This window comes from Thomasclavelia saccharogumia DSM 17460 (genome assembly GCF_000686665.1).
Classification (GTDB): Bacteria; Bacillota_I; Bacilli_A; order Erysipelotrichales; family Coprobacillaceae; genus Thomasclavelia; species Thomasclavelia saccharogumia.
Genome location: NZ_JMLH01000045.1, coordinates 1 through 25,085, shown reverse-complemented (window position 1 = coordinate 25,085; position 25,085 = coordinate 1). Strand labels below are relative to the sequence as shown.

Below are 25,085 nucleotides of genomic sequence, written 5' to 3'. Positions count from 1 at the left end.
TATATCAATTCACAAATAAAACCAATGATCAATCAAATAGAATTTCACCCTTTCTTTTCACAAGATGATATGAAAAATTTTTTGGACAAATACCATTGTCAGGTAGAAGCATGGGGTCCTTTTGATGAAGGCCAAAGAGATATATTTAACAATCCGATATTACAGGAAGTAGCAAAAAAGCATCAGAAAACAGTTGCTCAAATCATTTTGAGATGGCATATTCAAAAAGAAATTGTTACGATTCCAAAGACAATTCATAAAGACAGGATGATTGAAAATATGGATATTTGGAATTTTGTATTAGAAGATAATGATATAGAAAAAATCTCAAAATTAAATATAGGTCACAGTGAGATTATTGACTATCAATGCTGTGCAACTGTTAAGATGTTAAATAAGTATAAGATACATGATTAGAAGGAACAACTGATATTTTATTGCCTCAGAAAATTATTTATATATTGCTAAGCAATTTGATGACAATCTTATTAGCATCCCCCAAATTAAAGACGAAACAATTGGAATTGTCTGGCCTAATTATGCTGGAGAGCCCCCTAAAATAGTAATGAATTTTTTAGAAAGAGAAGATTTCATTATACAGAATGATAATCAAAAATGGGTTGCTGTTTTTGATTCAGAAGGAATGATAAATTGGACTACAAAATCTTTAGAAAATCCAAAATTAACGAAAAAGAATGTTATTGTCATCTTGTTAGAAGAGGTACCACATAGCTATTTATTACATCTTCAAAAATTATTGTTACAAGGTGGAGGAAAATTAAATAGTTCATTTATGAATGAGAATCTTATAGATGAAATAAGTTTAATTATATCTTCAAATATCAATATATCTTATTAAAATGTGATGTGCTTTGAGAAAAGTCCTTATTCTAGAAAAAATGAATTAATAAAATATATTATCAGTGATTTTCAAATATTACCTTATTCTGGAATTTGGGTTCATTATAAAAAATCAATTTAGTGGAGGTAATTTGATGAGGTATTTTAAAAAAGTAGGAACTATGATATTAGTATCATTGCTTATGGTAGGGTGTTCTTCAAATGATTATTCTCAGTCAAAAGATAGTCAATCATCTAATCAAGAAAACACGATAAGGAGAGTGGGAAGTTCTCAAGATACACTGGCAACTCCAGATGATTTTCCTCAAGAATATGATTATGGCTCTGGAAAGATATCACAGTGGAACTCCAGTAATATAAATAAAAGACTGCCAGTTCCACAAAATAATGAAACAGTTCTTGATACTCAACCTGATACGACAAGAATACAATCTTTATATTTGTGGGAAGAAGGGAAAATGCCTTCGATTACTGATTTTACTAGTGATATGACAGGCTATTATGATACATACGATTTTCGACCATATGTAACAAGTATACCAGTACGCAAAGGAACAGATGTCAAGGGAGCGGTTGTTTTATTGGCTGGTGGTGCTTTTCGGGTGAGAGAAAATTATATAGATACTTTACCGACAGCGTCCCATTTAAGAGAACTAGGTTTTCAAACATTTATTGTAGATTATCGTTTGCGTCCATATTCGCAGGAAGAAGGAGCTTTAGACGTTGCTAGAGCAGTAAGGTTTATTCGCAAGAATGCAGATATATACAATATTGCTCCTGATGATATAGCCGTTATGGGATATTCTGCTGGAGGAATACAAGCAGGAGAATTTTTCTTAAATTATGATGAAGATGTTAATGGCCGTCAATTAGATTCTCGCTACATACCAGATGAATTAGATTCTATAACAGCACATGCTTCTGCTTGTGGCATGATTTATTCTTTTTATGGAAGATTAAGTGTTGCATCATTAGATGAAAATGAACTAAAAAAAGGAAATCTTCCACCAACATTCTATTGTTATGGAACAGAAGACCCGTTTTATGATCAATTTGAAAGTCAGTATGATTTAATTCAAGAAATGGGTATTTCTACAAATAGGATCGTATTACAAGACTGGCCACATGGATTCGGTGGTGATGGTGGCTGGATAAATGATTATGCTAAGTGGCTAGGAAATATATTTTCTAACCTTTGATAAAATGGAAATAAAACATATATTAATGGAGATTTAAGATTACTGATGGAAAGAATAATGATTTATGAAAAGAATGGAAAAAGTAGTTTTTATACTATTGATATTGTCTATGATAACAGGATGTACAAAACCCAATGAAACAGACGATCATACAATGAATAATATAGAATCTTTTACAAGACAGACAAAGATTCATGATGTTATCAACAATGAATCATTTGATGGCTTTGGTCGATTGATATTTCCTGTAGATAGAACAATAGATGATGATATGACATTAGAAGAAATTGATGATTTGTATATTTGGTATAACTATATTAATCCTGATAAAACAGTTGAAATAGTGAATTATTTAAAACAGCAGGCTGATGCTGGGAATCAGGTGTTTTATAGTATTTATACAGAAGATGAAATGAATGCTGATCCTGAAAAAAGAAATACGGGAATATTTTATTTTCGTGGAAAAGAAAATGCTAAATTTGCAATATTGAATGCTGGTGGTGGTTTTATGTACGTAGGAGCAATGCAGGATAGCTTTCCTCACGCTTTGGAACTTTCCAAAAACGGCTATAACGCATTTGCTTTGATTTATCGACCAGATGCCAATAAAGCAATGGAAGATCTAGCAAGAGCAGCTGCCTTTATTCATGAAAATCAGGATAAATTAAAAGTAGATATTTCCTCTTATTCTGTATGGGGTGGTTCTGCTGGTGGAAGAATGGCAGCATGGCTAGGAAACTATGGCACAGATTCTTTTGGAGAAAAAGAGTATCCTAGACCTAGTGCAGTCATTATGCAGTACACAGGTTTATCTGAAGTGACCGGAAATGAACCACCGACTTATGCATGTGTTGGAACAAATGATTCAATAGCAAATTATCAGGTGATGAAAAACAGAATCAATCAAATAAAAGCAAATGGCACAGATGCACAAATAGAGATTTTTGATGGGCTTCCTCATGGCTTTGGATTGGGTGAAGGAACAAAGGCTGAAGGATGGATAAATCATGCGATTGAATTTTGGAAAAAACAGATGGAAGAATAAATTTAAAAATATAGAAATTATTTGTTGTATACGAGGAGGTGAAAAGCATGAAAAAATGAATATTGGGTGGTATTGTTATTGTTTTGTTAGGTCTTTATATTTGGAATAATCAAAGTAGTAGTCAGTCTGCAAGTGATTTAAATAACGAAAGACCATCAGTTGTTCAAGAAAATGACGAAAATATAACACCAGGAACAGAAAAATATCGAAATTTTGTTTTGGATAATGTTTTTCATTCAAAGGATAATGGAGATATTCACTATAATGTCTATATCCCAGATAGTTATGATGGAAAAGAACCATATGCCTTATATTTTACATTGCCTGGGTATCAGGGACTTTATTTTCAAGGTGTTGGTAAAAATATCAAAACAGAAGAATTTGGATTTGTTGCACAAGAATATCAAGAAAAGATGATTATTGTTGCACCACAATTAAATGATTGGGGTGAAACTTCAGCTGATCAAACAATTGCTCTAGTTGAATATTTTATAGAACATTATAATATTGACAAATCAATGATTTACGCTGATGGATATTCTGGTGGTGGAGAAACCATGTCGCTTGTTATGGCTAAAAAAGCTGATCTTTTTACAGCATATTTACATGCTAGTACAAGATGGGATGGTGATTATGATGCAGTTGTTGAAAATAGAACACCTGTATATATTGCGATAGGAAAAGATGATGAATACTATGGGTCCCAGTCTTCCCAAGAAACTTATGATGAACTTTATCGTTTATATAAAGAAGAAGGACTATCTGATGATGAAATTGATGAATTGTTAGTTTTAGATATAAAAGATGAAAATTATTTTACAAGTCAAGGAGTAACAAACCAGCATGGTGGAGGAGCAGCTTTATTTGCTAGAGATAATCAAATTATGAGCTGGTTATTTCATAAGAAAAAGTAAAAAAGACAAATCCTTAATTTATATTATACGAGGAATAGCTGTGCCAAAAGCACTTATTACATGTTTTGGAACTTATGGAGCAACAGAAAGATTTGCTAAAGATATTTGTGATTTAACCGGAGGTGATTTGTTTGAAATAGAACCACATTTATGATAAAGATACTGCTCATTATGAACAGCTTGCCAAATATGAAAAAATGAAAGAGATAATGATGAAAGACCATAAATTAAACATCTGTCAGATGTAACAGATCATAATTATAGTTTTATTGGTTATCTTGTGTGGTGGTATACTTATCCATAGATTATTAGAACATTGATTGAAGCGGTAGATTTAAGCGGGAAAATAATTATTTCGTTTAATATACATGAAGGTTCAGGAGATGGAAGAACCTATGAGGAATTACAAAGCGCTTTGATAAATTCAAAAGTGTTATTAGGACTACCAATTTGTGGAGAAAATGTAAGGAAATTTGAACAAAAAGAAAATATTAAAGAGTGGTTAGATGGTTTGAAAATAGATTGGAGTGATAAATAATGAATAAAAAGATCAAAATAGGAATAATAGTTGTCGCTGTTGTAGCTATAGGAATTATAGGGTTCTTTATTTTTGGAAATCCTGATAGAACACCTGTAGGAATTGATGAGGGTATAACAAATGAACAAGGAAAAGACGGAACTACATCATTAGATAATGATAAAGTATTAGTATTATATTTTTCTCAATCAGGTAATACACAAAAACTTGCTAAATTAATAAGTGATAGAGTGGGAGGAGATTTTACAAGAATTGAAACTGTACAAACTTATCCAGATACTTATGAAGAACTTGCTGATTTTGCTAAAGAAGAAAGAGATAATGATGTTCATCCAGAATTAAAAGATTTAGATATAAATTTAGATGATTATGATACGATATTTATTGGTTATCCAATCTGGTGGTATCAAATGCCAATGCCAATGTATACATTATTTGATACTTATGATTTTAGTGGTAAGACAATTGTTCCATTCAATACCCATGAAGGATCAGGAGATGGTGGAACATATGAAGATATTCAAGAGTTAGAACCAAATGCTATAGTTTTAGAAGGACTGCCAATTCGTGGTGGAGATATGGAAAATGATCAATCGAGTCAGGTTGATAATTGGTTAAAAGAATTAGGATTTATGGAATAAATTTATGAAAAAATGAATAAAAAGGAGAAATGAAAAAATGAATTATATTGAATTAAATGATAATAATAAAATGCCTTTAGTAGGACTTGGAACATTTTTAATGAGTCCACAGCAAGCAGAAGAAGCAGTTGATAATGCTTTAAAAGCGGGTTATAGACTTATTGATACTGCTAATGCTTATATGAATGAAAGAGCGGTTGGTAGAGGAATAAAAAAATCTGGAGTACCAAGAGAAGATATTTTTTTAGAATCAAAATTATGGCCAACTGTTTATACAAAAGAAAGTGCTGTTGATGAAATGCTTGAAAGATTAGGTGTAGATTATGTTGATTTATTACTGATCCATCAGCCAGCAGGTGATTATATTGCTGGATATAAAGCTATGGAAAAAGCGGTGAAAGAAGGTAAAGCAAAATCAATTGGTTTATCAAATTTTGAAGGAGAACCATTAGAAAAAATTCTTGAAATTTGTGAAATTAAGCCTTCAGTTATTCAGGTTGAAGCACATCCTTATTATCCACAAACAGAACTTAAAGAAAGAATTAAAAAAGACAATATTCATATTCAAGCATGGTATCCTTTAGGACATGGGGATAAAGCATTACAGGAAGAACCGGTATTCATGGAACTTGCGAAGAAATATAATAAAAGCAGTGCACAGATTATTTTAAGATGGCATGTGCAAAATGAAAATATCATTATTCCAGGATCAACAAATCCTAAACATATTAAAGAAAATATTAATTTATTTGATTTCAAATTAACCGAAGATGAAATGAAAGAAATTGATAAAATCAACAAAAATAAAAGATATTATATTCCTAGACCTGAATTAGTTGCAAGTTATGCAACAATGGAATTAGATCCAAGTAAAGATATTTAAAAAATATTTTAGAGGTATGGCCTGTATAAAATGAAGTTATTGAGGTTATAAATTTGTGTTATAACAAAAATTAATGATTTTTGTTGAAGAATTTACATAAAAACATAATTTTTTATTGACAATAATTTATTATATTGATATTCTTTTATTAAGGCTTAGAACTAAAATCTAAAAAATAAGGGGGATTATGAAGAGATAAAAAAATTAGAATTTATTATTAAATCATTAAAGTCCCATAAAATCAATATTTTCATTGTTGATTTCTACCATTTCTGATATAATGAGTTTATAATATTCTTGTTTTGCTTGCTCCTGGCGGCTCAGGAGCTTTTGAAAGGGGAAAAGTACAAGTTTATTTGATAACTTGTTACGTTTGTTTTTTGAAAAAACTTCAATATGATGAACTCTGGGGGCAGATAAAATAGAATTTTATAAATTGAGTGGCGTAATGGGGTAAGGGAGTCTGTGTAATATGTTCCGCGCACAGAAACACCAGGGGTCGGGTCGCCATTCTTATTTTAGAAGCTAACTATGTAAAAATCGATAGATTTTGTTAAAGTTAGCAAATGTTTTTTAGAATACTGAAAAGTGAATAAAAAATGTATATTGAAAACGATTACTTCTGTAGCTTTTTTAAAACATTGATAAATATTTTTTATGTTATTTTAAAAGTTCAGCACAAACATGATATTTTTAGATAGAAGTTTTTAAAAAACTTTTAATAACTTTCTTACTCTAAGTATATTTACATAATTATCTTATGTATGTTTTAGGGAAGGATAGTTTTGAAAGTATGTTTGAATCTATATATTAGTTATACACTGAATAAGTCAGCGAGGTTCTTATTAGATAATGCTGTTGGGGGAGTGTTTTATTGTCTTGATTGATGTGTATTTTGATTTATATCAGAAAACTAATGTTTTTTGATATAATCAATCACCAATCTTACTTAAAATACATATTTCTGGATATATTTAATATCAGGAATAGAAAAGATAAAAGAGATGATTTTAAGTTGCATTCTATTTTTATCTGCATCATTTAATTGTCTTTCAATAAGCAGCTTTTGTCTTAAAAGTTATGATTTCATTGATAGAATTTCTAATGAGGAAGTAATAAAATTTGATTTTTGAGTAATTAAAGACATAAGATTTCAAAAAATGACGATATTTATTAGTCTTTTAAGAAATAGCTTTTAATGTTCAATATAAAGTATTAAAAAACCAAAATTCTTAGTTCTTCTTTATTGTTGAAAATGAGTTCTTAAAATGAGTCAAAGAATCATTAGCAATTTTTTTTAATAAATCCATGTGAGGTTTGCAATATTTAGACAAAGATTGAAATTTTGGAATATAATTTCTATAGTTGATTTAAATTGCAGATAACTTTATTGAAGATGATCGTTAATGTTCATATCAAGTTTATGTTTGGTAATAGATGTATAGCTTTTATTTTGAATAGCTTGGGTAATGATAAAGATATTGATTTAGCGTTCTTTGTTATACGTGTGTTTTCTTTATGATTAGTATGGTAATCATGATCAATGAGAAAATAAATCAGATTATTTTTATAATAGCTAGTTTTTTCGAGAAGTGCTATATGTTGATAATTTTTAAAAAGAATGATTTGAAAAATATATTGAAACAAAAGCAGTCTTGTTATTAGAAGTTATGAGTGAATTTTATTCCAAAAATCTGTAATAGCAATTTAATGATTAAATTCATGTAATTTTGTATTTATGTGAATTTAACAGCCACAAATAAAGTATTAAAAATCTGGTGAATGATACAAAGATGTGGTAATAGCTTTTTCTGGGATGGTTGAGCTATAAGAAGAAAAGTTCAAAAATACATTTTCGCTTTTATGATTCTAAGCAAAATTTGAAGAAAGGAAAAGGTATATCAGTTATGACTGTTAAATAAGCCATAAATGATATACCAGGAAAAATGAATCTATGAAAAAAACTTCAGTTAAAAAGTTTTTGACAAGTATTCTTGCTGTATCGATGGTGTTCAGTATGTCATTTGTGGCAAGCTCAGCACTAGACAGTGAAAATGCTACCGCGAGTCTTTTGGATGAACTTACTGCCGGAAATGCAATTTCTAGTAAACAGTATGATCCAGATGAAGTCGTAACTGTAGTCGTGGAATTGGATGGGGAAACCACTTTAGATGTGGATGAATACGTTACTATGTTCCAAAATGACAGCATTGGTTATTCTGCTGATGCATCAGTTGCTGCTTACCGGGCGGACATGGTAAGCCAACAAGAAGAGATAGAAACTCAAATTTCTGCATTTGCTCCTGATACAGTATACAAATATCATTATACTAACCTACTTAATGGTTTTGCAGCTCAAGTTGAATATCAATACATAGAACAAATTGCTGCTTTAGATGGAGTAATGGATGTTTATTTAACTCAGAGCTATGATTATGATAATGATTGGGAAGAAAATGAAGAAAATTCAGAATATATATCTCTAGAAGAATATTACGATCTTACTGGATATGATGCTATCGATTTAAGCAAGTCTGCTACTTCAGATGCTGGTTCTGCTAGCCAAATGGGACTTCAAGCAGCTTGGGATGCTGGTTATACTGGTGCCGGTAAAGTTGTTGGTGTTTTCGATAGTAGTCTTCGTTACACTCATCAATTATTCTCTTACATGGACCCACAAGTAAAAGCAGATGGTGAAGCTGGTTTACTTTCTAACTATAAAACACAATCTAATTTGCTTGAATCTATCAATGCTAATAAGGACACTTTGAACTTATTTGTATCTGGTTGGGGAAGCTGGTTCCATGGTTATGATGAAACTGGTTTTTCAGCAGATATACAGAACGGTATCTTGAATGGTGAATTCTATTACAATGATAAAGTTCCTTTCTCTGTTGATTATGCCTGCGGTGATTTAGACACATGGGATGGTGATTCTAGTAGCCATGGTACACATGTTAGCGGTATTGTTGCTGGTAACGGTGGAGAAGGTTATGATGAACTTTCTGGTGTCAAGGGTGGCGCTTATGATTCTCAAATCATGTTCTTTAAAGTATTTGATGAAAATGATGATTTCGGTCAAGAATCTGATGAAGCTGTATTTGCAGCTTTAGATGATGCTGTCACTTTAGGTGTTAATGCTTTCAACTTATCTCTTGGTATTCCTAACGGATTTACAACTATGAATACATATGCTCAAGCAGGATATCAACGTGCTTATAACCGTGCTAGTGCTAGTGGTATTTCTATTTGTGTTTCTGCCGGAAATGATGCTCGTGATAGCCATCCAGGAGCTTTAGTGAGCGGATATACTACATTGTTACCTAACAGTGCATCAGCTGGTTTCTCTGGCTCTTTATATGCACCTATGACAATCGCTTCTGCTCAAGGTACAGGATATTCTTATATCAATAATTGGACAGATACTACTGCTACTGCTGTAAATGCAGCTGGTGAAAGTGTAAATACTGTTACAATTACAGATATTTATGATCCTGCATTAGGTGAAACATTAACTGGTACTTATGAATTAGTTGATTGTGGTGATGGTTCATCTATTACTCAAGATTTAACTGGTAAGGTTGCCTTAGTAAAACGTACTTATGGTTATGTTCCTTATGATGAAGAAGGAATTATGGCTGCTCAGAAAAATGCTTATGATGCTGGTGCAGTGGCTGTATATATGAGTTTTGATTATTATGGTAGCTATTTTGGTACTAATGGTTTATGGACTGGTGAAAACGGTGAAAGTATTCCTGTTTTCGGTGGTACTTCTACTGATAGTAGTGTTTATACTACTTTAACAGGAGCTATTGCTGCTGGTACTGTAAGTGTAAGCTTCTCTTCTGTAGATCAAACTCAACCTGTAAGTCGTAGTTACAATGATAATGGTCCATCAAGTTTCACTTCTTGGGGTGTTACTGAATCTATGAATTTAAAACCAGATGTAATGTCTCCAGGTGGTAATATTTGGTCTGCAGGAGCTTCATCTGATACTGCTTTATCTTCAAAGAGTGGTACTTCTATGGCTTCTCCAAATGCAGAAGGTTTATTTATTCTTGCACAACAATATGTAGATGATAATCTAGATATTTTTAATGTAGAACCTGGAACTCAAGAATACAGTAATTTAGTAAATCAATTAGTAGCTTCTACTGCTACAGCTTACCAGCCATTTGTAAGCTCTTCAGATTTGACTCGTCAGAATTTATATTTCTCACCAAGACGTCAAGGTGCTGGTATGATTAATATCGAAAATGTAATTAATAGTAAAGTATTATTACATAGCGATGTTCCTTATAACAGTACTACTGGAGAAGCTCCACGTACTAAAGTAGAATTAGGTGATAAATTAGGTACAACTTTTGATATTACCTTTACTATGGATAATTATGGTTCAGTGGCAAAGACATTTGATGTGTTAGCATGTCTTCAAACTGATAGCACTACAGAATCTAATGGACGTACAAATCTTGCTTCTGTTAACAGTTATGGTTCAGATATCGATGCAATCGAAGATGGTGTAATGAAGGTTACTTCTGTTGATGGAGGTACTATTGTTAGTGCAACTGACAATATCAACCGCTATGCAGATAGTGCTTCTGCAACACAAATTTCTGTTCCTGCTAATAGTTCAGCTAAGATCGTAGTTAGTGTTACTTTGAATGAAGAAACAATGAGTGCTTATGATGAAAAATATCCTAATGGTATGTTCTTAGAAGGATTTGTTTTCTTTGACAACGTAGATTCTGATTATGAAACTCTTAGCATTCCATATATGGGATTCAGAGGAGATTGGAATGCAGCTCCTATCTTTGATTTAGCTACTGCTTATGATGATATCAGTAATTTAGCTACTTCAGATGCTGATTATCCATTATTCTATACAAGTACTCTTAATTCTTTAGTTAATGGTTATGATGTGGTTTTAGGAGCAAATCAATTTACTGGAACATCTTTACCAGATTATTATGCTGAATCTTCAACAAGCTACTATAACACAATTCGTAACTATTTAAATAATTTACGTGCTAGTGGAGAATTAAATGGTGCTTATGCTACTATTTCTCCAAATGGTGACGGTAATGATGATATTGCTTATGCAGCACTTTATTTATTACGTAACGCTAAAGCTTTATGCGTAGTAATCAAAGACGAAGCTGGAAATGTTGTTAATGTAATCGGACCTGAATATGAATATTTTGAAGCAAAGGTTAATGATGGTAACTTAACACAACAAGCTGCTTTAAGCTATGGTACTAAATATAATCATCAAATGTACTGGGATGGTACTGATTCTGATGGTAATATGGTTGAAGAAGGAACTTATACTTTTGAAGTTCGTGCTATGTTAGAATATGAATATTTGAATTCTGTTGATTATGGTGATGATGATTCATGTCTAGATGCTTTGATGAATTCTGAAAATGTTCAGACTCAATCATTTAACGTAAATGTAGACGTAACTGCACCTAAAATCGATTCATCTTTAGATGGTGATGTTCTTACTATTAATGCTAGTGATGCATCTGGTATTCAAGCTGTAGCTGTTTACTGTGATGGTGCTCGCGTTAGTGATATTATTCGTGTAAACAACACTGAAACAACTACAACAGTTAATTTAAGTGACTTGACTGGAGATTATGATATAAATAATTTGGAAGTTCAAGCTGTTGATTATGGTATGAATGTTGCATCTTCTGCTGTAGCTTTAGTTGATGTAAATAAAACAGCATTACAAATTGCTGTTGATACAGCTAATACATTAAAAGATAATGGTGCTTTAGAAAATGTTGTACCAGTTGTCGTTAATGAATTTAATGATGCATTAGCTGAAGCTGAAGGTATTTTAGCAAATGCTACTGCAAGTCAAGCAACTGTTGATACTTCATTCTATCGTTTAGCTAACGCTATTCAAATGTTAGAATTTATTAAAGGTGATACAACTGCTTTAGAAGATTTGATCAACAAAGTAAATGATTTTGCAGAAGAAGATTATACAACAGATTCATGGGCAGCATTACAAGAAGCATTAGATGCAGCAAAAGAAGTAGCTGCAGATGAAAATGCTTTAGAAAGTGATGTAAATGAAGCGTTTGATAATTTAACAGATGCAATTGGAAACTTAGTCTTAAGAGCTGATAAGACAAGATTACAAGAAATGTATGATAGAGTAGATGGTTTAGATACAAGCTTATACACTGAAGCTAGTGTTGCTGGATTAACAGAACCAATGACAACTGCTAAAGCAGTATTAGATGATCCAAATGCAACACAAGAAGAAGTAGATAATGCTTATGCAACATTGACAAGAGCATACTTAGACTTAAGATTAATTCCAAATAAGGATCTATTACAAGACTTAATTAATAAAGCAAATGGATTAAATGCAGCTAACTATACAGCAAAAACATGGTCAGTAGTAGAAAATGCATTAGAAGAAGCTCAGGCAGTTTTAGATAATGAAAATATTGATCAAACAGGTATAGAAGCAGCATATGAAAACTTAATGGCTAGTATCAATGGATTGGAAGTAGTTGCTTCTGGTGATACAACTGCACCTACAGGAAATACTGGAGCAAAAGGATCAGTTAAAACTGGTGATACAACTAGTATGGTTGGTACATTAGGATTATTAGCGTCATTAGGTGCAATTGCTTATCTTAAGAGAAAAAAATATAATTAATATTAAGTTTTGATATTGAAAGCTACCGAGTTCAACTTGGTAGCTTTTTATTAAGTGAATATAAATATTAAAATGTGTTAATTTTATATTAGAAATAATAAAGAACTTTTTAACGGTACTAGATGTCTTTTTATTTTTTTCAGCTGTATAGTAGTTAAATTTATTTGAAAGAAGATTAAAATAAATATATTTACAAAAAATTTTGACATATACTATTGAATAAGTCAGCGTGTTAAAATAGTTTATTTGATAATTTATCTAATTAAAGTGCTGATAAAATTGTAAATTAATAAGTATTATATATTATAAGAAATAATTCATTATTGATTTTAGAATTTTTAAATTGTTATTATCTAATAAAAGTAAAAAATATTGTAAATATTAATATTGTGTTTTTCTTGTTTTTTATTGAAATGGATGCCATAATAATAAAAGGAAAGGAAGATTACCATGTTGCAGCAAGAAAGACATAATCAAATACTAGCAAAATTAAATTTAGAAGGACAAGTACGAGTTAAAGATTTAAGTAAAGATTTCAATGTAACAGAAGATTGTATTAGGAAAGATTTAACAATCCTAGAAAAGGCAAATAAATTGAAAAGAATCCATGGTGGAGCAACTCAACTGCGTGTGAATTTACATACTATAAATGTTAATGATCGTAGAGAAATTCGAGTTACGGAAAAGAAAATTATTGCTCAAAAAGCAATAGAACTTATAAAGCCGGGAACGATGGTTTTTTTAGGAATATCAACAGTAACTTTAGAAATTGCAAAATTAATATACCAAAGAAATTTAAATGTTACAGTTGTTACAAATATGATAGATATTATGAAAATATTTACTCAGGATTGTGCAACAAAGTTGATTTTTATTGGTGGAGGCTTAAATAGAGCTAGAGATGGTTTTATTGGTTCGATTACAATAAATCAATTAAGAAAATATAAATTTGATCTATCTTTTTTAGGGGTTGTAGGAATAGATGTGTATAATGGCAAAGTTACGACTTATGATGTGAATGATGGTTTAACGAAAAAAGAGGTTATTCATTCTAGTAAAAAGTGCTATATGGTCGCAGAGACAGCTAAGTTAGAATTAGATGGTAATTATGTATTTGCTGATATTGGTGATTTTAATGGATGTATTTTTGAAATAGGTCTTGAAATTGAAATAGAAAATAGAATGGAGAAGTATGGCGTGGAAATCATTTGATAATGATTTCTTTTTTTATTGTTATTTATTGATAAATTATTGAAAATTATTACTTTATACTTGAATTATAGTGATTTTGAAGTATAATATAATCAGAAAACAATAAAAAACAATAATTGAAGGAGGGATAAGATGGAGAATTTAATTCAAACAAGAAGAATTAGTATCTTAAAAGGAAAAATGCTTGATGCACCGCGCTATGCATCGATTGAACAAGCTCGCATTATTACTCGGGTTTATCAAGAAAATGAAAAATTATCGATTCCTAAAAAAAGAGCATTATCTTTAAGATGTGCTTTAGAGGAATTAGAAATTGGTGTTGAGCAAGAAGAATTAATTGTAGGAAATCGTACAAAAGGTGTACGTTATGGAGTTGTTTTCCCAGAAAGTGGATGTTCATGGGTCAATAGGGAATTTGAAACATTGCCAACAAGACCACAAGATAAATTCTTAGTTAAAGAAGAAGATATTCAAGAATTTAGAGAAAAAATTTATCCATATTGGATTGGAAATTCATTGGAAGATGTTATTAAAAACAATTATGGTAAAGAAATTGATACTATGGCTAAAGTGGTGAAGATTAATCAAAAGGATCATGCTCAAGGTCATATTTGTCCAGATTCAGAGTTATGGTTAAAACTTGGTCCAAGGGGCTTAATGAAAAAAGCTCAAGATAAATTAAAAACTTGTGATAAAGACCGAAAGGAATTTTATGAATGTACGATTCTTGTGTTAGAAGGTGCAATTCATTTTATGATGAGATATCATGATTATATTATCAATATAATTGATGATATTGATAATGAATATAAAGAATCGTTTAAAAATGTTGCTGATATTTGTCTCAATCTTTCAAAAAGGCCACCAGAAACTTTCCATGAAGCAGTTCAATCATTATGGTTCTTATTTGTCATCTTGCATATGGAATCCAATGCTTCATCATTTTCTCCAGGAAGAATAGATCAATACTTGTATCCATATTATCGAAATGATGTTGAAACTGGAAGATTATCAAAGCAAGAGGCATTAGAAATTTTGGAATGTTTATGGTTAAAATTTAATCAAATTGTTTATTTAAGAAATCAAAATAGTGCAAAATATTTTGCAGGATTTCCAATTGGTTTTAATATTGCAATAGGTGGTATCGATGAAAATGGAAATGATATTTATAATGAATTATCATTGCTGTGTTTAAAAGCGCAATATCATTTAGGACTGCCACAGCCAAATTTATCAGTACGATTGAATAAAAATTCTTCACATGAACTTATGCAAGAAGCTATTAAAGTGGTTGCCCAAGGAAGTGGTATGCCACAGTTCTTTAATGATGAAGCTATTGTTCAAACAATGATTGATGATTTAGGTATAGAAGAAAAAGATGCGAGAAATTATGCAATTGTTGGCTGTGTGGAATTGACTACACATGGGAATAATTTAGGTTGGTCTGATGCTGCGATGTTTAATTTAAATAAAGCATTAGAATTAACTTTAAACAATGGAAAATGTTTGTTGACAAATGAAAAAATTGGATTAGATTTAGGAAATCTTGAAACATATAAAACTTTTGCAGATTTAGAAAATGCCTTTCAAAAACAAGTTGATTATTTCATTGATGAAATGATGAAAGCGGAAATCGTTGTTGAAAAAGCTCATCAAGATTGCCTGCCTACTGCCTTTTTATCAACAGTTATTGATAACTGTTTAGATAAAGGATTAGATGTAACATGTGGCGGGGCCAAATATAATTTATCAGGTATTCAAATGATTCAGATTGCTAACTTAGCTGATTCTTTTGCAGCAATCAAAGTACTTGTTTATGATGAAAAAATGATTTCCAAACATGAATTATTAGAAGCATTAAAGGCAGATTTTAAGGGGTATGAAATTATACAGACAATGTTATTAAATAAAGCACCTAAATATGGAAATGATGTCAAATGGGTAGATGACTTAGGTGCAAAGTGGGCTGGATATTTTAGAGAAAGAATGAAAGATTATACAAACTATCGCGGTGGTCCTTATCATACAGGCATGTATACAGTTTCTGCTCATGTACCAATGGGAGAAAATCTTGGTGCATCTCCAGACGGTCGAAATGCTTTAACACCACTTGCTGATGGTGGAATGTCTCCGGTTTATGGTCGAGATATGGCTGGTCCAACAGCAGTTTTGAAATCAGTATCGCATATGAAAAATTCTTATACAACTAATGGTGGTTTATTGAATATGAAGTTTTTACCTGAATTTTTTAACAGTGAAACAGGTATGATGAAATTTGAAAACTTTTTAAGAGCGTTTATAGACTTGAAAATTCCGCATATTCAATTTAATGTTGTTAGAAGAGAAGATTTATTGGATGCTAAGATTCATCCAGAAAATCATAGATCATTAACGATACGCGTTGCTGGATATACGGCATATTTTGTCGAGTTAGCAGGAAAGTTACAAGATGAAATTATTGAAAGAACAGCATATGAAGATATTTAAAGCCTTAGTATTTGATGTTAAAAGATTTGCCGTTCATGATGGACAGGGATTAAGGACGACGGTTTTTTTTAAAGGATGTCCACTTAGATGCAAATGGTGTCAAAATCCAGAGGGATTATCAATTCAAAGAAGACCAATTTATTTTAAAAATAGTTGCATTCATTGTCGAAGATGTGAACGTTTTTCCAAAGAACATCAAATGAAATATGAAAATAATCGCCCCTATTTTAATCTTAAATATGAAGGGGGGTTTGATAATTTGATAAAAGTTTGTCCATCTTCAGCTATTCGCTATGATAGTGAAGAATATGATATAGATAAATTAATAGAAAAAATAAAAGAGGATCAAATCTTTTTTAGAGATGATGGTGGTGTAACTTTTTCTGGTGGAGAACCGCTCATGCAAGGTGAGTTTTTAACAACTATATTAAAAAAATGTAAAGAAGAGGGAATTCATACAGCGATAGAAACAACTCTATATGCTTCATTAGATTTAATAAAAGATATTTTACCGTATTTAGATTTGATATACGTTGATTTAAAAGTTTTTGATGAAAATAAGCATCGTGAATTTACAGGGGTATCATCAAAAATCATTAAAGAACATATTCGATATATATTAGAAAGTGAACATAAGGATAAGGTTATAATCAGAACACCATTGATTCCATCAATGACAGCGACTGATGACAATATCATAAATATTGCAAATTTTCTAGTTAATATTTATCCAGAAGTGAAATATGAATTATTAAATTATAATCCTTTAGCTTCTTCGAAATATGAATTAGTTGATTTGGAATATAGTATTGATAAACAGTATAAGATATTTAGTAAAAAACAGATGCAGCATTTTAATGATATTGTTTATCAAACTGGTTTAAAAAATTTAATAATAGAATAAAGGAGACAAGAAAAATGGAATTTATTATTGATACAGTAGATTTAGAAGAAATCAAGGATGCGATAGAACATATGCCAATTACCGGAGTAACCAGCAATCCTTCAATCGTTAAAGCAACAAGTCCAAAAAACTTCTTTGAGCATATGAAAGAAGTAAGAAAGATCATTGGTAAAGATAGAAGCCTCCATGTCCAGGTTATTTCTAAAGATTGTGATGAAATAGTTAATGAAGGTCATCGTATCTTAGAAGAAATCGATGATCAGGTATATATTAAAGTACCAGTATCGTATGAAGGAATCAAGGCAATCAAAATTTTAAAAGCGGAAGGTCATAATGTCACGGCAACAGCTGTGTATGATTTAATGCAGGCATACATGGCGCTAGCGGCAAAAGCAGATTATATTGCGCCGTACGTAAATCGAATTGGGAATTTAGGAAGTGATCCATACGAATTGATCAATGAGTTATCAAACCGAATCGTTATGGATAATTATGAATGTAAGATCTTAGCGGCAAGTTTTAAAGGTCTCCAGCAAATACGCGATGCCTTTAATGCAGGAGCCCAGAGTGTAACAGCGCCAGTAGCCGTATTAAAACAAATATTTGCAAATCCAAATATTGAAAAAGCGGTAAATGATTTTAATAATGACTGGTATGATGTTTATGGTAAAGGCAAAGGAATTTGTGATTTATAAATATAAAAAGCAAGTCAAAAAGACTTGCTTTAATTTTTTTAAAAGATAAGATCTAAGCTGTTATGATGCATTTACGAGGACATTTTTCCTTACATATGCCACAGTTTGTACACTTAGTATAATCAATTCGTGCTAATGAGTTTTCAATGATAATAGCATTATTAGGACAATTTCTAGCACATAAACCACAGCCAATACAGCTGACACTGCAATTTTTTCGAGCTCGTAGAGCAGGCTCTTTAGAATTACATTTGACATTAGCTTGTTTTTGATAGGGAATCAAAGAAATAACATGGTTAGGACAAATTTTGAGACATTTGCCACAAGCTTGACACAAATCAGGATCAACCACAGCTACACCATCAATGATTGAAATCGCATCATATTCACATATTTGAACACAGCTGCCATAACCCATACAGCCATGACTGCATTGTTTATCACCACCACCAGGAACGATAGCAGCATTATTACAGTCTTTTACACCATAATACAAGTATTGAATCGTTGCATTTTTACAAGTACCGCCACATCGAACAAAAGCGCGCATACGGATCGTTGCTTCACTTTCAACCCCCATGATTTTTGCAATTGCATCAGCAACATTCTTGCCACCAACTGGACATTGATTGACTTTAGCTTCACCAGTAACAATAGCTTTAGCTAAACCATCACAACCAGGATAGCCACAACCGCCACAATTATTACCGGGCAGTTCTTCACGAATTTGAATTTCTTTTTCATCAATGGAAATTGATAATTTTTCACTAGCAATCGTAAGGAGAATAGCAATCAGTAAACCAATAGTTCCAACAAGCAAAGTTGCAATTATAACATCGTTCATCTCATTTCTCCTTTCTATATTAATCCTGAAAAACCAATAAATGCAATTGCCATCAAACCAGCTGTAATAAGAACTATAGGAGATCCTTGAAATGATAAAGGTATATCATTATCAGCAATCTTTTCTCTAATTCCCGCCATGATTACGATTGCAATCATAAATCCTAATGCTGTTGAAAAACCACATACTAAACTTGTTAAAACATCATAATTATTTTGAACATTAGTCAAAGCTACTCCTAAAACAGCGCAGTTAGTAGTAATTAAAGGAAGATAGACTCCTAATGAACTGTATAATCCTGAGCTGTATTTTTTTAAAAACATTTCAACTAATTGAACAAGGGCAGCGATTACAAGAATGAAAGTAACTGTATTTAAATATTCTAGATTAAAAGCTGCTAGAACTTTATAAAGCAAACTTGTGACAAATGAGGCTATCGACATTACAAAGATTACGGCGCCTCCCATACCAGCTGCAGTTTCAATTTTTTTAGAGACCCCTAGAAAAGGGCATAAACCTAGAAACTGGCTCAAGACAACATTATTTACTAAAGCAACACTAATTAAAAGTAAAATCATTCCTTTCATTTATTTTTCCTCCCTTAAATCACATTGACTTTCTTCATTGTGGCTATGACAATGAAGGCAGTCATGATTACAGTCATTATTTTTTAAATTGTTAGTTGCACTAGGTAATTTTAAGCGATTTTGGATAGCTGTTAAACCAGCTAGAACGAAGAAAGCCCCTGGAGCCATAACAAATATTGCGGCTGGTTCTAATTGAGCAAAAAAGTTATAAATATTAGAACCAGCTAAATCTTTAAACAATGGTGCAAATTCGATTCCAAAAAAAGTACCACTGCCTAGAACTTCCCTAATTAAGCCGATACAAGTCAACGCTAAAGTAAAACCTAAGCCCATACCAATTCCATCAAATAATGAAAGAATACAGTTGTTTTTAGAAGCATAAGCCTCGGCGCGTCCTAAAATAATACAATTAACGACAATTAGGGGGATATAGATACCCAGAGTATCATATAATGATGGTAAATATGCTTGAAGCAGCAATTGAACGATCGTTACCATTGAAGCAACAATAACGATATATGAGGGAATACGCATTCTTTCAGGAATGATCTTTCTTAGTAATGAAATAACAAAGTTGGAAGCCATCAAGACAGCTGTTGTTGTTAAGCCCATTCCTAGACCATTGATTGAAGAAGTGGTTACCGCTAAAGTAGGGCACATTCCCAGCATTAAGATCAAGGTTGGATTCTCTTTGATGATTCCATTATAAAGACGTTCTATATATTTATTCATAAACGACCTCCTTGATTTCCTGATTAATTATTAAAGCTCCATTTACTGCATTATTAAAGGCTGATGAAGTAATCGTTGCACCACTGAGAGCATCGATTTCCTGTTCGTTTTGTTTGCCGGTTTTAGTGATAATAAAGCTTTTAACTGATTTATTATAGTACTGACTTTTAAAACTTTCATTTTTAGCGTTCATTCCTAAACCAACTGTTTCATCGATTGAAAGAATTTCAATACCTGTTATTTTATCCTTATTGTCAATTCCGATAACTAAGGTAATATCGCCACCATAACCATCTTTAGTAGTAACTTTGATAACATGACCAATTAATTGCTTATTGGCATCTATAGCTTTTAATACATCTTCGATAACGATGCCGTTATCACCAAAATAATAATTTTTATTTTTAATAGTTTCGGGAAATTTTTTTACTATATCATCAATTTGTTGATCGTTTTCAAATGTTTTACCATTTTTAAAAACACTTTGATATGAATCCTGAATGACTTTTTCATTTTGGATTGCAATCGGTTCTTTAGTAAGAAGATTGACACAAGCTAAAGAAAAACCTGCTGTTATGGTAATGATTACAAAGATGATTATATCTTTGAAAAAACTTTTTTTCATTTTTGCTTACCCCCACTACTTTTTATTTTGGGTACTGTTACTTTTTCAATCAACGGTACTAGTAAATTGGAAATAATGATTGCAAATGACATTCCTTCAGGTGAATTACCATAAAGCCTAAATACTGCCGCTAATATTCCTACTATTAAGCCAAAAACTATTTTACCATTAGGAGTAATTGGACTAGTTACGTAATCTGTTGCCATAAAAAAGGCACCAATAATAAATCCTCCACCACATATTTGTTTCAATAAATAATCAAAATTACAATCTTTATTAATAAAGATGATCAAACTAAATGATATTAAAATTGATAGTGGTATCTTTGGACTAATGACTTTTTTATAAATCAAATATCCAGCTCCGATCAATAAAGCAATTACTGATGTTTCTCCAATAGTACCACTAGTATTTCCAATAAATAAATCAACCAAATTTACATCCTGTCCATTTCTTAATAAAGCTAAAGGCGTAGCACTGCTGGTTGCATCGATATTAACAAAAGAATTCATTTTTCCGGCAAATGAAATTAATAGAAAACAGCGGGCTGCTAAAGCCGGATTCATAAAATTTTGGCCAAGACCGCCAAATAATTGCTTAACTACAATAATTGCAAAGACACTGCCAAGAGCTACCATCCATAATGGTAGAGAACTTGACAAACACAAGGCTAATAAAAGACCAGTAATTGCAGCAGAACCATCTTTAATAGTAATAGGTAATTTCATCAGTCGCTGATACAAATATTCACTTAGTACAGCGCTAATTACAGCAACAGTTATAACTAAAAAAGCATCAAAACCAAATTGATAAATACCAAAAATCGTTGCTGGCATTAAAGCGATAAGAACATCATACATAATATTTTTAGTTGTAATAGAACTGCGAATATGGGGAGCAGTAGACACATTAAAAAGATTATCCATTATTTAACTCCTTTCTGACGATCGTCATTGATTGCTTTTTTTATTTTTTTAAAAGATTGGGTCATATTTCGTTTAGCTGGACAGATATATGTACAGCAGCCACATTCCATACAATCACTGCCGTGTACTTTTAAAAAATTATCTTTATCACCATTTTTAGCATAACGATATAACAGCTGGGGAATTAAACCAATTGGACATACGGAAACACAACGACCACAATGAATACAAGGGGTAGGGGTATTTTTAGATACTTCATCTTCACTTAAACAAACAAGAGCTGATGAAGTTTTAGAAACAGGAATTTCTAAATTGAATAAAGCTGTTCCCATCATAGGACCTCCAGAAATTATTTTTTGCGGATGTATCTTGAAGCCATCACAGGCATCGACAAGAATTTGATATTTAGTTCCTAAACGAACTCTAAAATTTTGTGGTTTACTGATTACATCACCAGTGACGGTAACGATTTTTTCAATTAAAGGGATATTTAAAGCTACTGCATCGTAAATAGCAATAATCGATGCTACATTACTGACAATACAGCCTACATCAGCAGGTAACATGCCGTTTTTTATATTTTGGTTAGTCAATACTTTAATTAGGACACGTTCGCTTCCTTGCGGATATTTTGTCTGTAAGATGGCAATTTCAATTTTAGGTTCATTTTTAATAGCGCTTTCAATTTGACTTATAGCATCAGGTTTATTATCTTCGATAGCAATAATTGCTTTAGCGTTTTTAAACAGCTGTAATTGGATCTTGATTCCAGCAATTAGTTTTTCAGTTTCTTCAAGCATTAAACGATAATCTGAAGTTAAATAAGGCTCACATTCAGCACCATTGATAATAACATATTTGATTGCATCATCATCTTTAGGCGTATTTTTAACTGCACTAGGGAAACCAGCACCACCTAGTCCGACAATTCCCGCATGAGCAATTAATTCGCGAATTTGAGTACTATTATAATTTTGATAATTATTAATAGTATTATATTCAGGAACTGTTTGATATTGGTGATCATTAGTTATAATAATACAATCAGTATAAAAACCGGTTGCCACAAGGCACTTATCGATAGCTTTTACTGTTCCCGAAACAGAACTGGCAACATTGGCAGAGATCATCCCGCTGCCGTTGGCGATGATTTGTCCAACTAAAACATGATCACCTTTTTTAACTGTTGCTTTAGCAGGGACTCCAATATGTTGAGATAATGGGAAAATTAATTCATCTCCAGGTGATAATGCCTTGATTGGATGATTGGCAGAAATGAATTTATTATCGTTAGGGTGAATTCCGCCTTTGAAAGTAAATTTTTTCATATTAATGACTCCTTTTTGAGGTATATAAGTTAATTATAATCTCTTTTTTTAGGATATGGAATAAAAAATCAAGAAAAAAAGCAATAGCTTAAACTATTGCTTAAAGATGGAACTGAGTTTCATTTAAACGTAAACTATATCCTTGCGGATGTTTGCATACCGGACAGACAGTAACTGCTTCGTTTCCTTCGTAAATAAAACCACAGTTTAAACACATCCATTTAATATTATTATTTTCTTTGAATAATTTACCACTAGTTAATAAATCATGGTATTTTTTAAATCTTTCATAATGATAATTTTCAATTTCACTGATCATAAAAAAAGTTGTTGCAATTTCAATATAGCCTTCTTCTTTAGCTTCCTCACCAAATTGTTTATAGATTGATGTAGCTTCATCATATTCATGTCTTGAGGCAGCATCAAGTAAAGAAGCTAGATCTTCGTTTATATCAATAGGGTAATTGGCCATCATTGAAACATTTTCATCTTTAAAAACATCTTTTAAAAAGTTGTAAAATATGACAGCATGTTCTTTTTCCTGGTTGGCAGTAAAATAAAGCATATCCTGAAGAACAGGTAAACCGCTTTTCCCTGCCACTTTAGCTGCTATTTCATAACGTATTCGAGCTTGACACTCACCCGCAAAAGCTCGCAGTAAATTTGTTTTTGTTTTTGCATCCATATAAATTACCTCCTTCTTTATTTTTAACAAAATGAAGAAAGCTTAAACAGAATATCAACGAAAAATAAAAAAGCAATATCTATATCAATATTGCTCATCTAATTAAGTTTATCTTTATTCATCCCCGTTAATTCCATATATTCATTTTTAACATTTTGTAGTAATTGCATAAAAGTCCAATTTATATTTGTTTGAGTAACAATAGCTTTTAAAGGAATAAAAGGAATATTAGCTTCTTTAAAGATTTGTAATAAGATATCGATTTGTTTATCTTCAAATCCCGCCATCACCATCATATCATCGGGAGGAATAACAGTTAAAGCTTCAGTTCCTCTTTCAAATCCCTCACTACCTAAGATATAACCAAGGGGACTCATTAGATCACTTGTTTTTACAATAATTACTTTTACATTTAATTTCTCTAAAATTGCAATGATTGCTTTACCTGCTTCACTTTTATCAATATTATATAATAATACAGTCTCTTGCATAAATTTGCCTCACTTTCACTCATAGATTATCATAATTACAAAAATCAATCAACTAGCATGCATGATATTTAGATATTATTAGTTCTTCGTAATACTAAAAGACAGGCTGTGTCATAACTTGAAAATTTGGTTTTTAGACTGTCTTTGGTGAATGAATATATAAATCGAGGTTTTTATTGATAGCTGCAAGTCATTATCTAATAACGGATAGTAAAGTATATAACGTATATCCAGCTAAGTAATCCATGAAAAATAGCCCAGCCAACACTATGCCATGTTGTATAACTGATTACCATTGCTAAAGCACTACCAAAAGTAATTCCTGATGTAACTGTTTTTTACGATACCCGTCTTATTTTCTTCCATATTTTGACCTCTTAAATTTTATTGATTTCTTTATAGATAAGTATAACTACTTGTACTATTAAATACAAGTAATTATCTAGGATAGTTACATCTTACGATCGAAGTCATAAAAAAACAAAAAATTTGAGTTTCGATAAAAAATAAAGAACAGGTAGAAAGTCATTCACAACTTGCCTGTTCTTGCTTGTTTTATAAGGAAAATCAGCCTCGAAAATGTTATAATTTATTTAACCAGATAAACAAAATTTAGGAGGGATTTTCCATGAACTATTTTACCACAGATTTATATGAAACCAAAAGAGAAATTGTTATTTTTTCAGATAAACTTGCTTCTGGTCTTTCTAAGCCTGAATGTAAATTTGTAATGGATATGATGTTTGGTCTTTCTAGAGGTCAAAGTATTTTATTGAGTGATGTATCTCGTGCTCTTAATGAAA

21 protein-coding genes are annotated in these 25,085 nt (G+C 31.5%); 13 read left to right on the top strand and 8 right to left on the bottom strand.

Features of this window, described 5'->3' with window-relative positions:
* From BR82_RS0110225 to BR82_RS0110160, 13 genes are all read left to right on the top strand, one after another.
* Nucleotides 1-417 (top strand): aldo/keto reductase (locus BR82_RS0110225; protein WP_027090115.1); only part of this gene is annotated, 417 nt, incomplete at its 5' end.
* A 19-nt stretch (nt 418-436) separates the two neighbouring features.
* A complete protein-coding gene (locus BR82_RS0110220) occupies nt 437-859 on the top strand; it encodes a dihydrofolate reductase family protein (RefSeq protein ID WP_335324207.1) in 423 nt (140 codons plus the stop codon).
* 136 nt (nt 860-995) lie between these two features.
* Nucleotides 996-2,060, top strand: a complete 1,065-nt coding sequence (locus BR82_RS0110215) for an alpha/beta hydrolase (protein ID WP_034864712.1) — start codon at nt 996-998, stop codon at nt 2,058-2,060.
* 64 nt (nt 2,061-2,124) lie between these two features.
* On the top strand, nt 2,125-3,105 hold the full coding sequence (locus BR82_RS0110210) for an alpha/beta hydrolase (RefSeq protein WP_027090112.1): 981 nt from the start codon (nt 2,125-2,127) through the stop codon (nt 3,103-3,105).
* Between the two features lie 83 nt (nt 3,106-3,188).
* Complete coding sequence (locus BR82_RS0110205; protein WP_205618750.1) at nt 3,189-4,019, top strand: prolyl oligopeptidase family serine peptidase; 831 nt, start codon at nt 3,189-3,191, stop codon at nt 4,017-4,019.
* A 316-nt stretch (nt 4,020-4,335) separates the two neighbouring features.
* On the top strand, nt 4,336-4,557 hold the full coding sequence (locus BR82_RS0110195) for an NADPH-dependent FMN reductase family protein (protein ID WP_027090110.1): 222 nt from the start codon (nt 4,336-4,338) through the stop codon (nt 4,555-4,557).
* A complete protein-coding gene (locus BR82_RS15645) occupies nt 4,557-5,198 on the top strand; it encodes a flavodoxin (protein WP_051592812.1) in 642 nt (213 codons plus the stop codon). The genes BR82_RS0110195 and BR82_RS15645 overlap by 1 nt, the downstream gene beginning before the upstream one ends.
* Before the next feature lie 37 nt (nt 5,199-5,235).
* Complete coding sequence (locus BR82_RS0110185; RefSeq protein WP_027090109.1) at nt 5,236-6,081, top strand: aldo/keto reductase; 846 nt, start codon at nt 5,236-5,238, stop codon at nt 6,079-6,081.
* A gap of 1,954 nt (nt 6,082-8,035) precedes the next feature.
* Nucleotides 8,036-12,766 (top strand): S8 family serine peptidase, encoded by a 4,731-nt coding sequence (locus BR82_RS0110180; protein ID WP_027090108.1) that lies wholly within the window; start codon nt 8,036-8,038, stop codon nt 12,764-12,766.
* Nucleotides 12,767-13,216: 450 nt separating this feature from the next.
* Complete coding sequence (locus BR82_RS0110175) at nt 13,217-13,978, top strand: DeoR/GlpR family DNA-binding transcription regulator (RefSeq protein WP_027090107.1); 762 nt, start codon at nt 13,217-13,219, stop codon at nt 13,976-13,978.
* Between the two features lie 132 nt (nt 13,979-14,110).
* Nucleotides 14,111-16,465 (top strand): glycyl radical protein, encoded by a 2,355-nt coding sequence (locus tag BR82_RS0110170; protein WP_027090106.1) that lies wholly within the window; start codon nt 14,111-14,113, stop codon nt 16,463-16,465.
* Entirely contained in the window at nt 16,428-17,369 is a 942-nt protein-coding gene (locus tag BR82_RS0110165; protein ID WP_240474547.1) for a glycyl-radical enzyme activating protein, read from the top strand. The genes BR82_RS0110170 and BR82_RS0110165 overlap by 38 nt, the downstream gene beginning before the upstream one ends.
* Nucleotides 17,370-17,383: 14 nt before the next feature.
* Nucleotides 17,384-18,064 (top strand): fructose-6-phosphate aldolase, encoded by a 681-nt coding sequence (locus BR82_RS0110160; RefSeq protein ID WP_027090104.1) that lies wholly within the window; start codon nt 17,384-17,386, stop codon nt 18,062-18,064.
* Nucleotides 18,065-18,116: 52 nt separating this feature from the next.
* Here the strand turns inward: BR82_RS0110160 and BR82_RS0110155 are convergent, their stop codons facing one another.
* The 8 genes from BR82_RS0110155 to BR82_RS0110120 all read right to left on the bottom strand — a co-directional run bounded on the left by BR82_RS0110155 (nt 18,117) and on the right by BR82_RS0110120 (nt 24,282).
* Nucleotides 18,117-18,908 (bottom strand): RnfABCDGE type electron transport complex subunit B, encoded by a 792-nt coding sequence (locus BR82_RS0110155; protein ID WP_027090103.1) that lies wholly within the window; start codon nt 18,906-18,908, stop codon nt 18,117-18,119.
* A gap of 14 nt (nt 18,909-18,922) precedes the next feature.
* Entirely contained in the window at nt 18,923-19,495 is a 573-nt protein-coding gene (locus tag BR82_RS0110150; RefSeq protein WP_027090102.1) for an electron transport complex protein RnfA, read from the bottom strand.
* Nucleotides 19,496-20,227 carry an electron transport complex subunit RsxE gene (rsxE, locus tag BR82_RS0110145; RefSeq protein WP_027090101.1) on the bottom strand — a complete coding sequence of 244 codons (732 nt, stop codon included), beginning with the start codon at nt 20,225-20,227 and terminating at the stop codon, nt 19,496-19,498.
* The gene (locus BR82_RS0110140; RefSeq protein ID WP_027090100.1) at nt 20,220-20,852 is read right to left on the bottom strand and encodes an RnfABCDGE type electron transport complex subunit G; all 633 of its coding nucleotides are present in this window, start codon (nt 20,850-20,852) and stop codon (nt 20,220-20,222) included. Before BR82_RS0110140 ends, rsxE begins: the two co-directional genes overlap by 8 nt.
* The gene (locus BR82_RS0110135; protein WP_027090099.1) at nt 20,849-21,778 is read right to left on the bottom strand and encodes an RnfABCDGE type electron transport complex subunit D; all 930 of its coding nucleotides are present in this window, start codon (nt 21,776-21,778) and stop codon (nt 20,849-20,851) included. Before BR82_RS0110135 ends, BR82_RS0110140 begins: the two co-directional genes overlap by 4 nt.
* The gene (gene rsxC / locus BR82_RS0110130) at nt 21,778-23,106 is read right to left on the bottom strand and encodes an electron transport complex subunit RsxC (protein WP_027090098.1); all 1,329 of its coding nucleotides are present in this window, start codon (nt 23,104-23,106) and stop codon (nt 21,778-21,780) included. Before rsxC ends, BR82_RS0110135 begins: the two co-directional genes overlap by 1 nt.
* 100 nt (nt 23,107-23,206) lie before the next feature.
* Nucleotides 23,207-23,791 (bottom strand): rubrerythrin family protein, encoded by a 585-nt coding sequence (locus BR82_RS0110125; protein ID WP_027090097.1) that lies wholly within the window; start codon nt 23,789-23,791, stop codon nt 23,207-23,209.
* Nucleotides 23,792-23,889: 98 nt separating this feature from the next.
* Entirely contained in the window at nt 23,890-24,282 is a 393-nt protein-coding gene (locus tag BR82_RS0110120) for a DUF3783 domain-containing protein (protein ID WP_027090096.1), read from the bottom strand.
* Nucleotides 24,283-25,085: the final 803 nt, after the last annotated feature.

Coding starts and splice junctions, on each gene's coding strand:
- BR82_RS0110215 (WP_034864712.1), top strand. CDS start 996: ATGAGGTATTTTAAAAAAGTAGGAACTATGATATTAGTATCATTGCTT.
- BR82_RS0110210 (WP_027090112.1), top strand. CDS start 2,125: ATGAAAAGAATGGAAAAAGTAGTTTTTATACTATTGATATTGTCTATG.
- BR82_RS15645 (WP_051592812.1), top strand. CDS start 4,557: ATGAATAAAAAGATCAAAATAGGAATAATAGTTGTCGCTGTTGTAGCT.
- BR82_RS0110185 (WP_027090109.1), top strand. CDS start 5,236: ATGAATTATATTGAATTAAATGATAATAATAAAATGCCTTTAGTAGGA.
- BR82_RS0110180 (WP_027090108.1), top strand. CDS start 8,036: ATGAAAAAAACTTCAGTTAAAAAGTTTTTGACAAGTATTCTTGCTGTA.
- BR82_RS0110175 (WP_027090107.1), top strand. CDS start 13,217: ATGTTGCAGCAAGAAAGACATAATCAAATACTAGCAAAATTAAATTTA.
- BR82_RS0110170 (WP_027090106.1), top strand. CDS start 14,111: ATGGAGAATTTAATTCAAACAAGAAGAATTAGTATCTTAAAAGGAAAA.
- BR82_RS0110165 (WP_240474547.1), top strand. CDS start 16,428: ATGAAATTATTGAAAGAACAGCATATGAAGATATTTAAAGCCTTAGTA.
- BR82_RS0110160 (WP_027090104.1), top strand. CDS start 17,384: ATGGAATTTATTATTGATACAGTAGATTTAGAAGAAATCAAGGATGCG.
- BR82_RS0110155 (WP_027090103.1), bottom strand. CDS start 18,908: ATGAACGATGTTATAATTGCAACTTTGCTTGTTGGAACTATTGGTTTA.
- BR82_RS0110150 (WP_027090102.1), bottom strand. CDS start 19,495: ATGAAAGGAATGATTTTACTTTTAATTAGTGTTGCTTTAGTAAATAAT.
- rsxE (WP_027090101.1), bottom strand. CDS start 20,227: ATGAATAAATATATAGAACGTCTTTATAATGGAATCATCAAAGAGAAT.
- BR82_RS0110140 (WP_027090100.1), bottom strand. CDS start 20,852: ATGAAAAAAAGTTTTTTCAAAGATATAATCATCTTTGTAATCATTACC.
- BR82_RS0110135 (WP_027090099.1), bottom strand. CDS start 21,778: ATGGATAATCTTTTTAATGTGTCTACTGCTCCCCATATTCGCAGTTCT.
- rsxC (WP_027090098.1), bottom strand. CDS start 23,106: ATGAAAAAATTTACTTTCAAAGGCGGAATTCACCCTAACGATAATAAA.
- BR82_RS0110125 (WP_027090097.1), bottom strand. CDS start 23,791: ATGGATGCAAAAACAAAAACAAATTTACTGCGAGCTTTTGCGGGTGAG.
- BR82_RS0110120 (WP_027090096.1), bottom strand. CDS start 24,282: ATGCAAGAGACTGTATTATTATATAATATTGATAAAAGTGAAGCAGGT.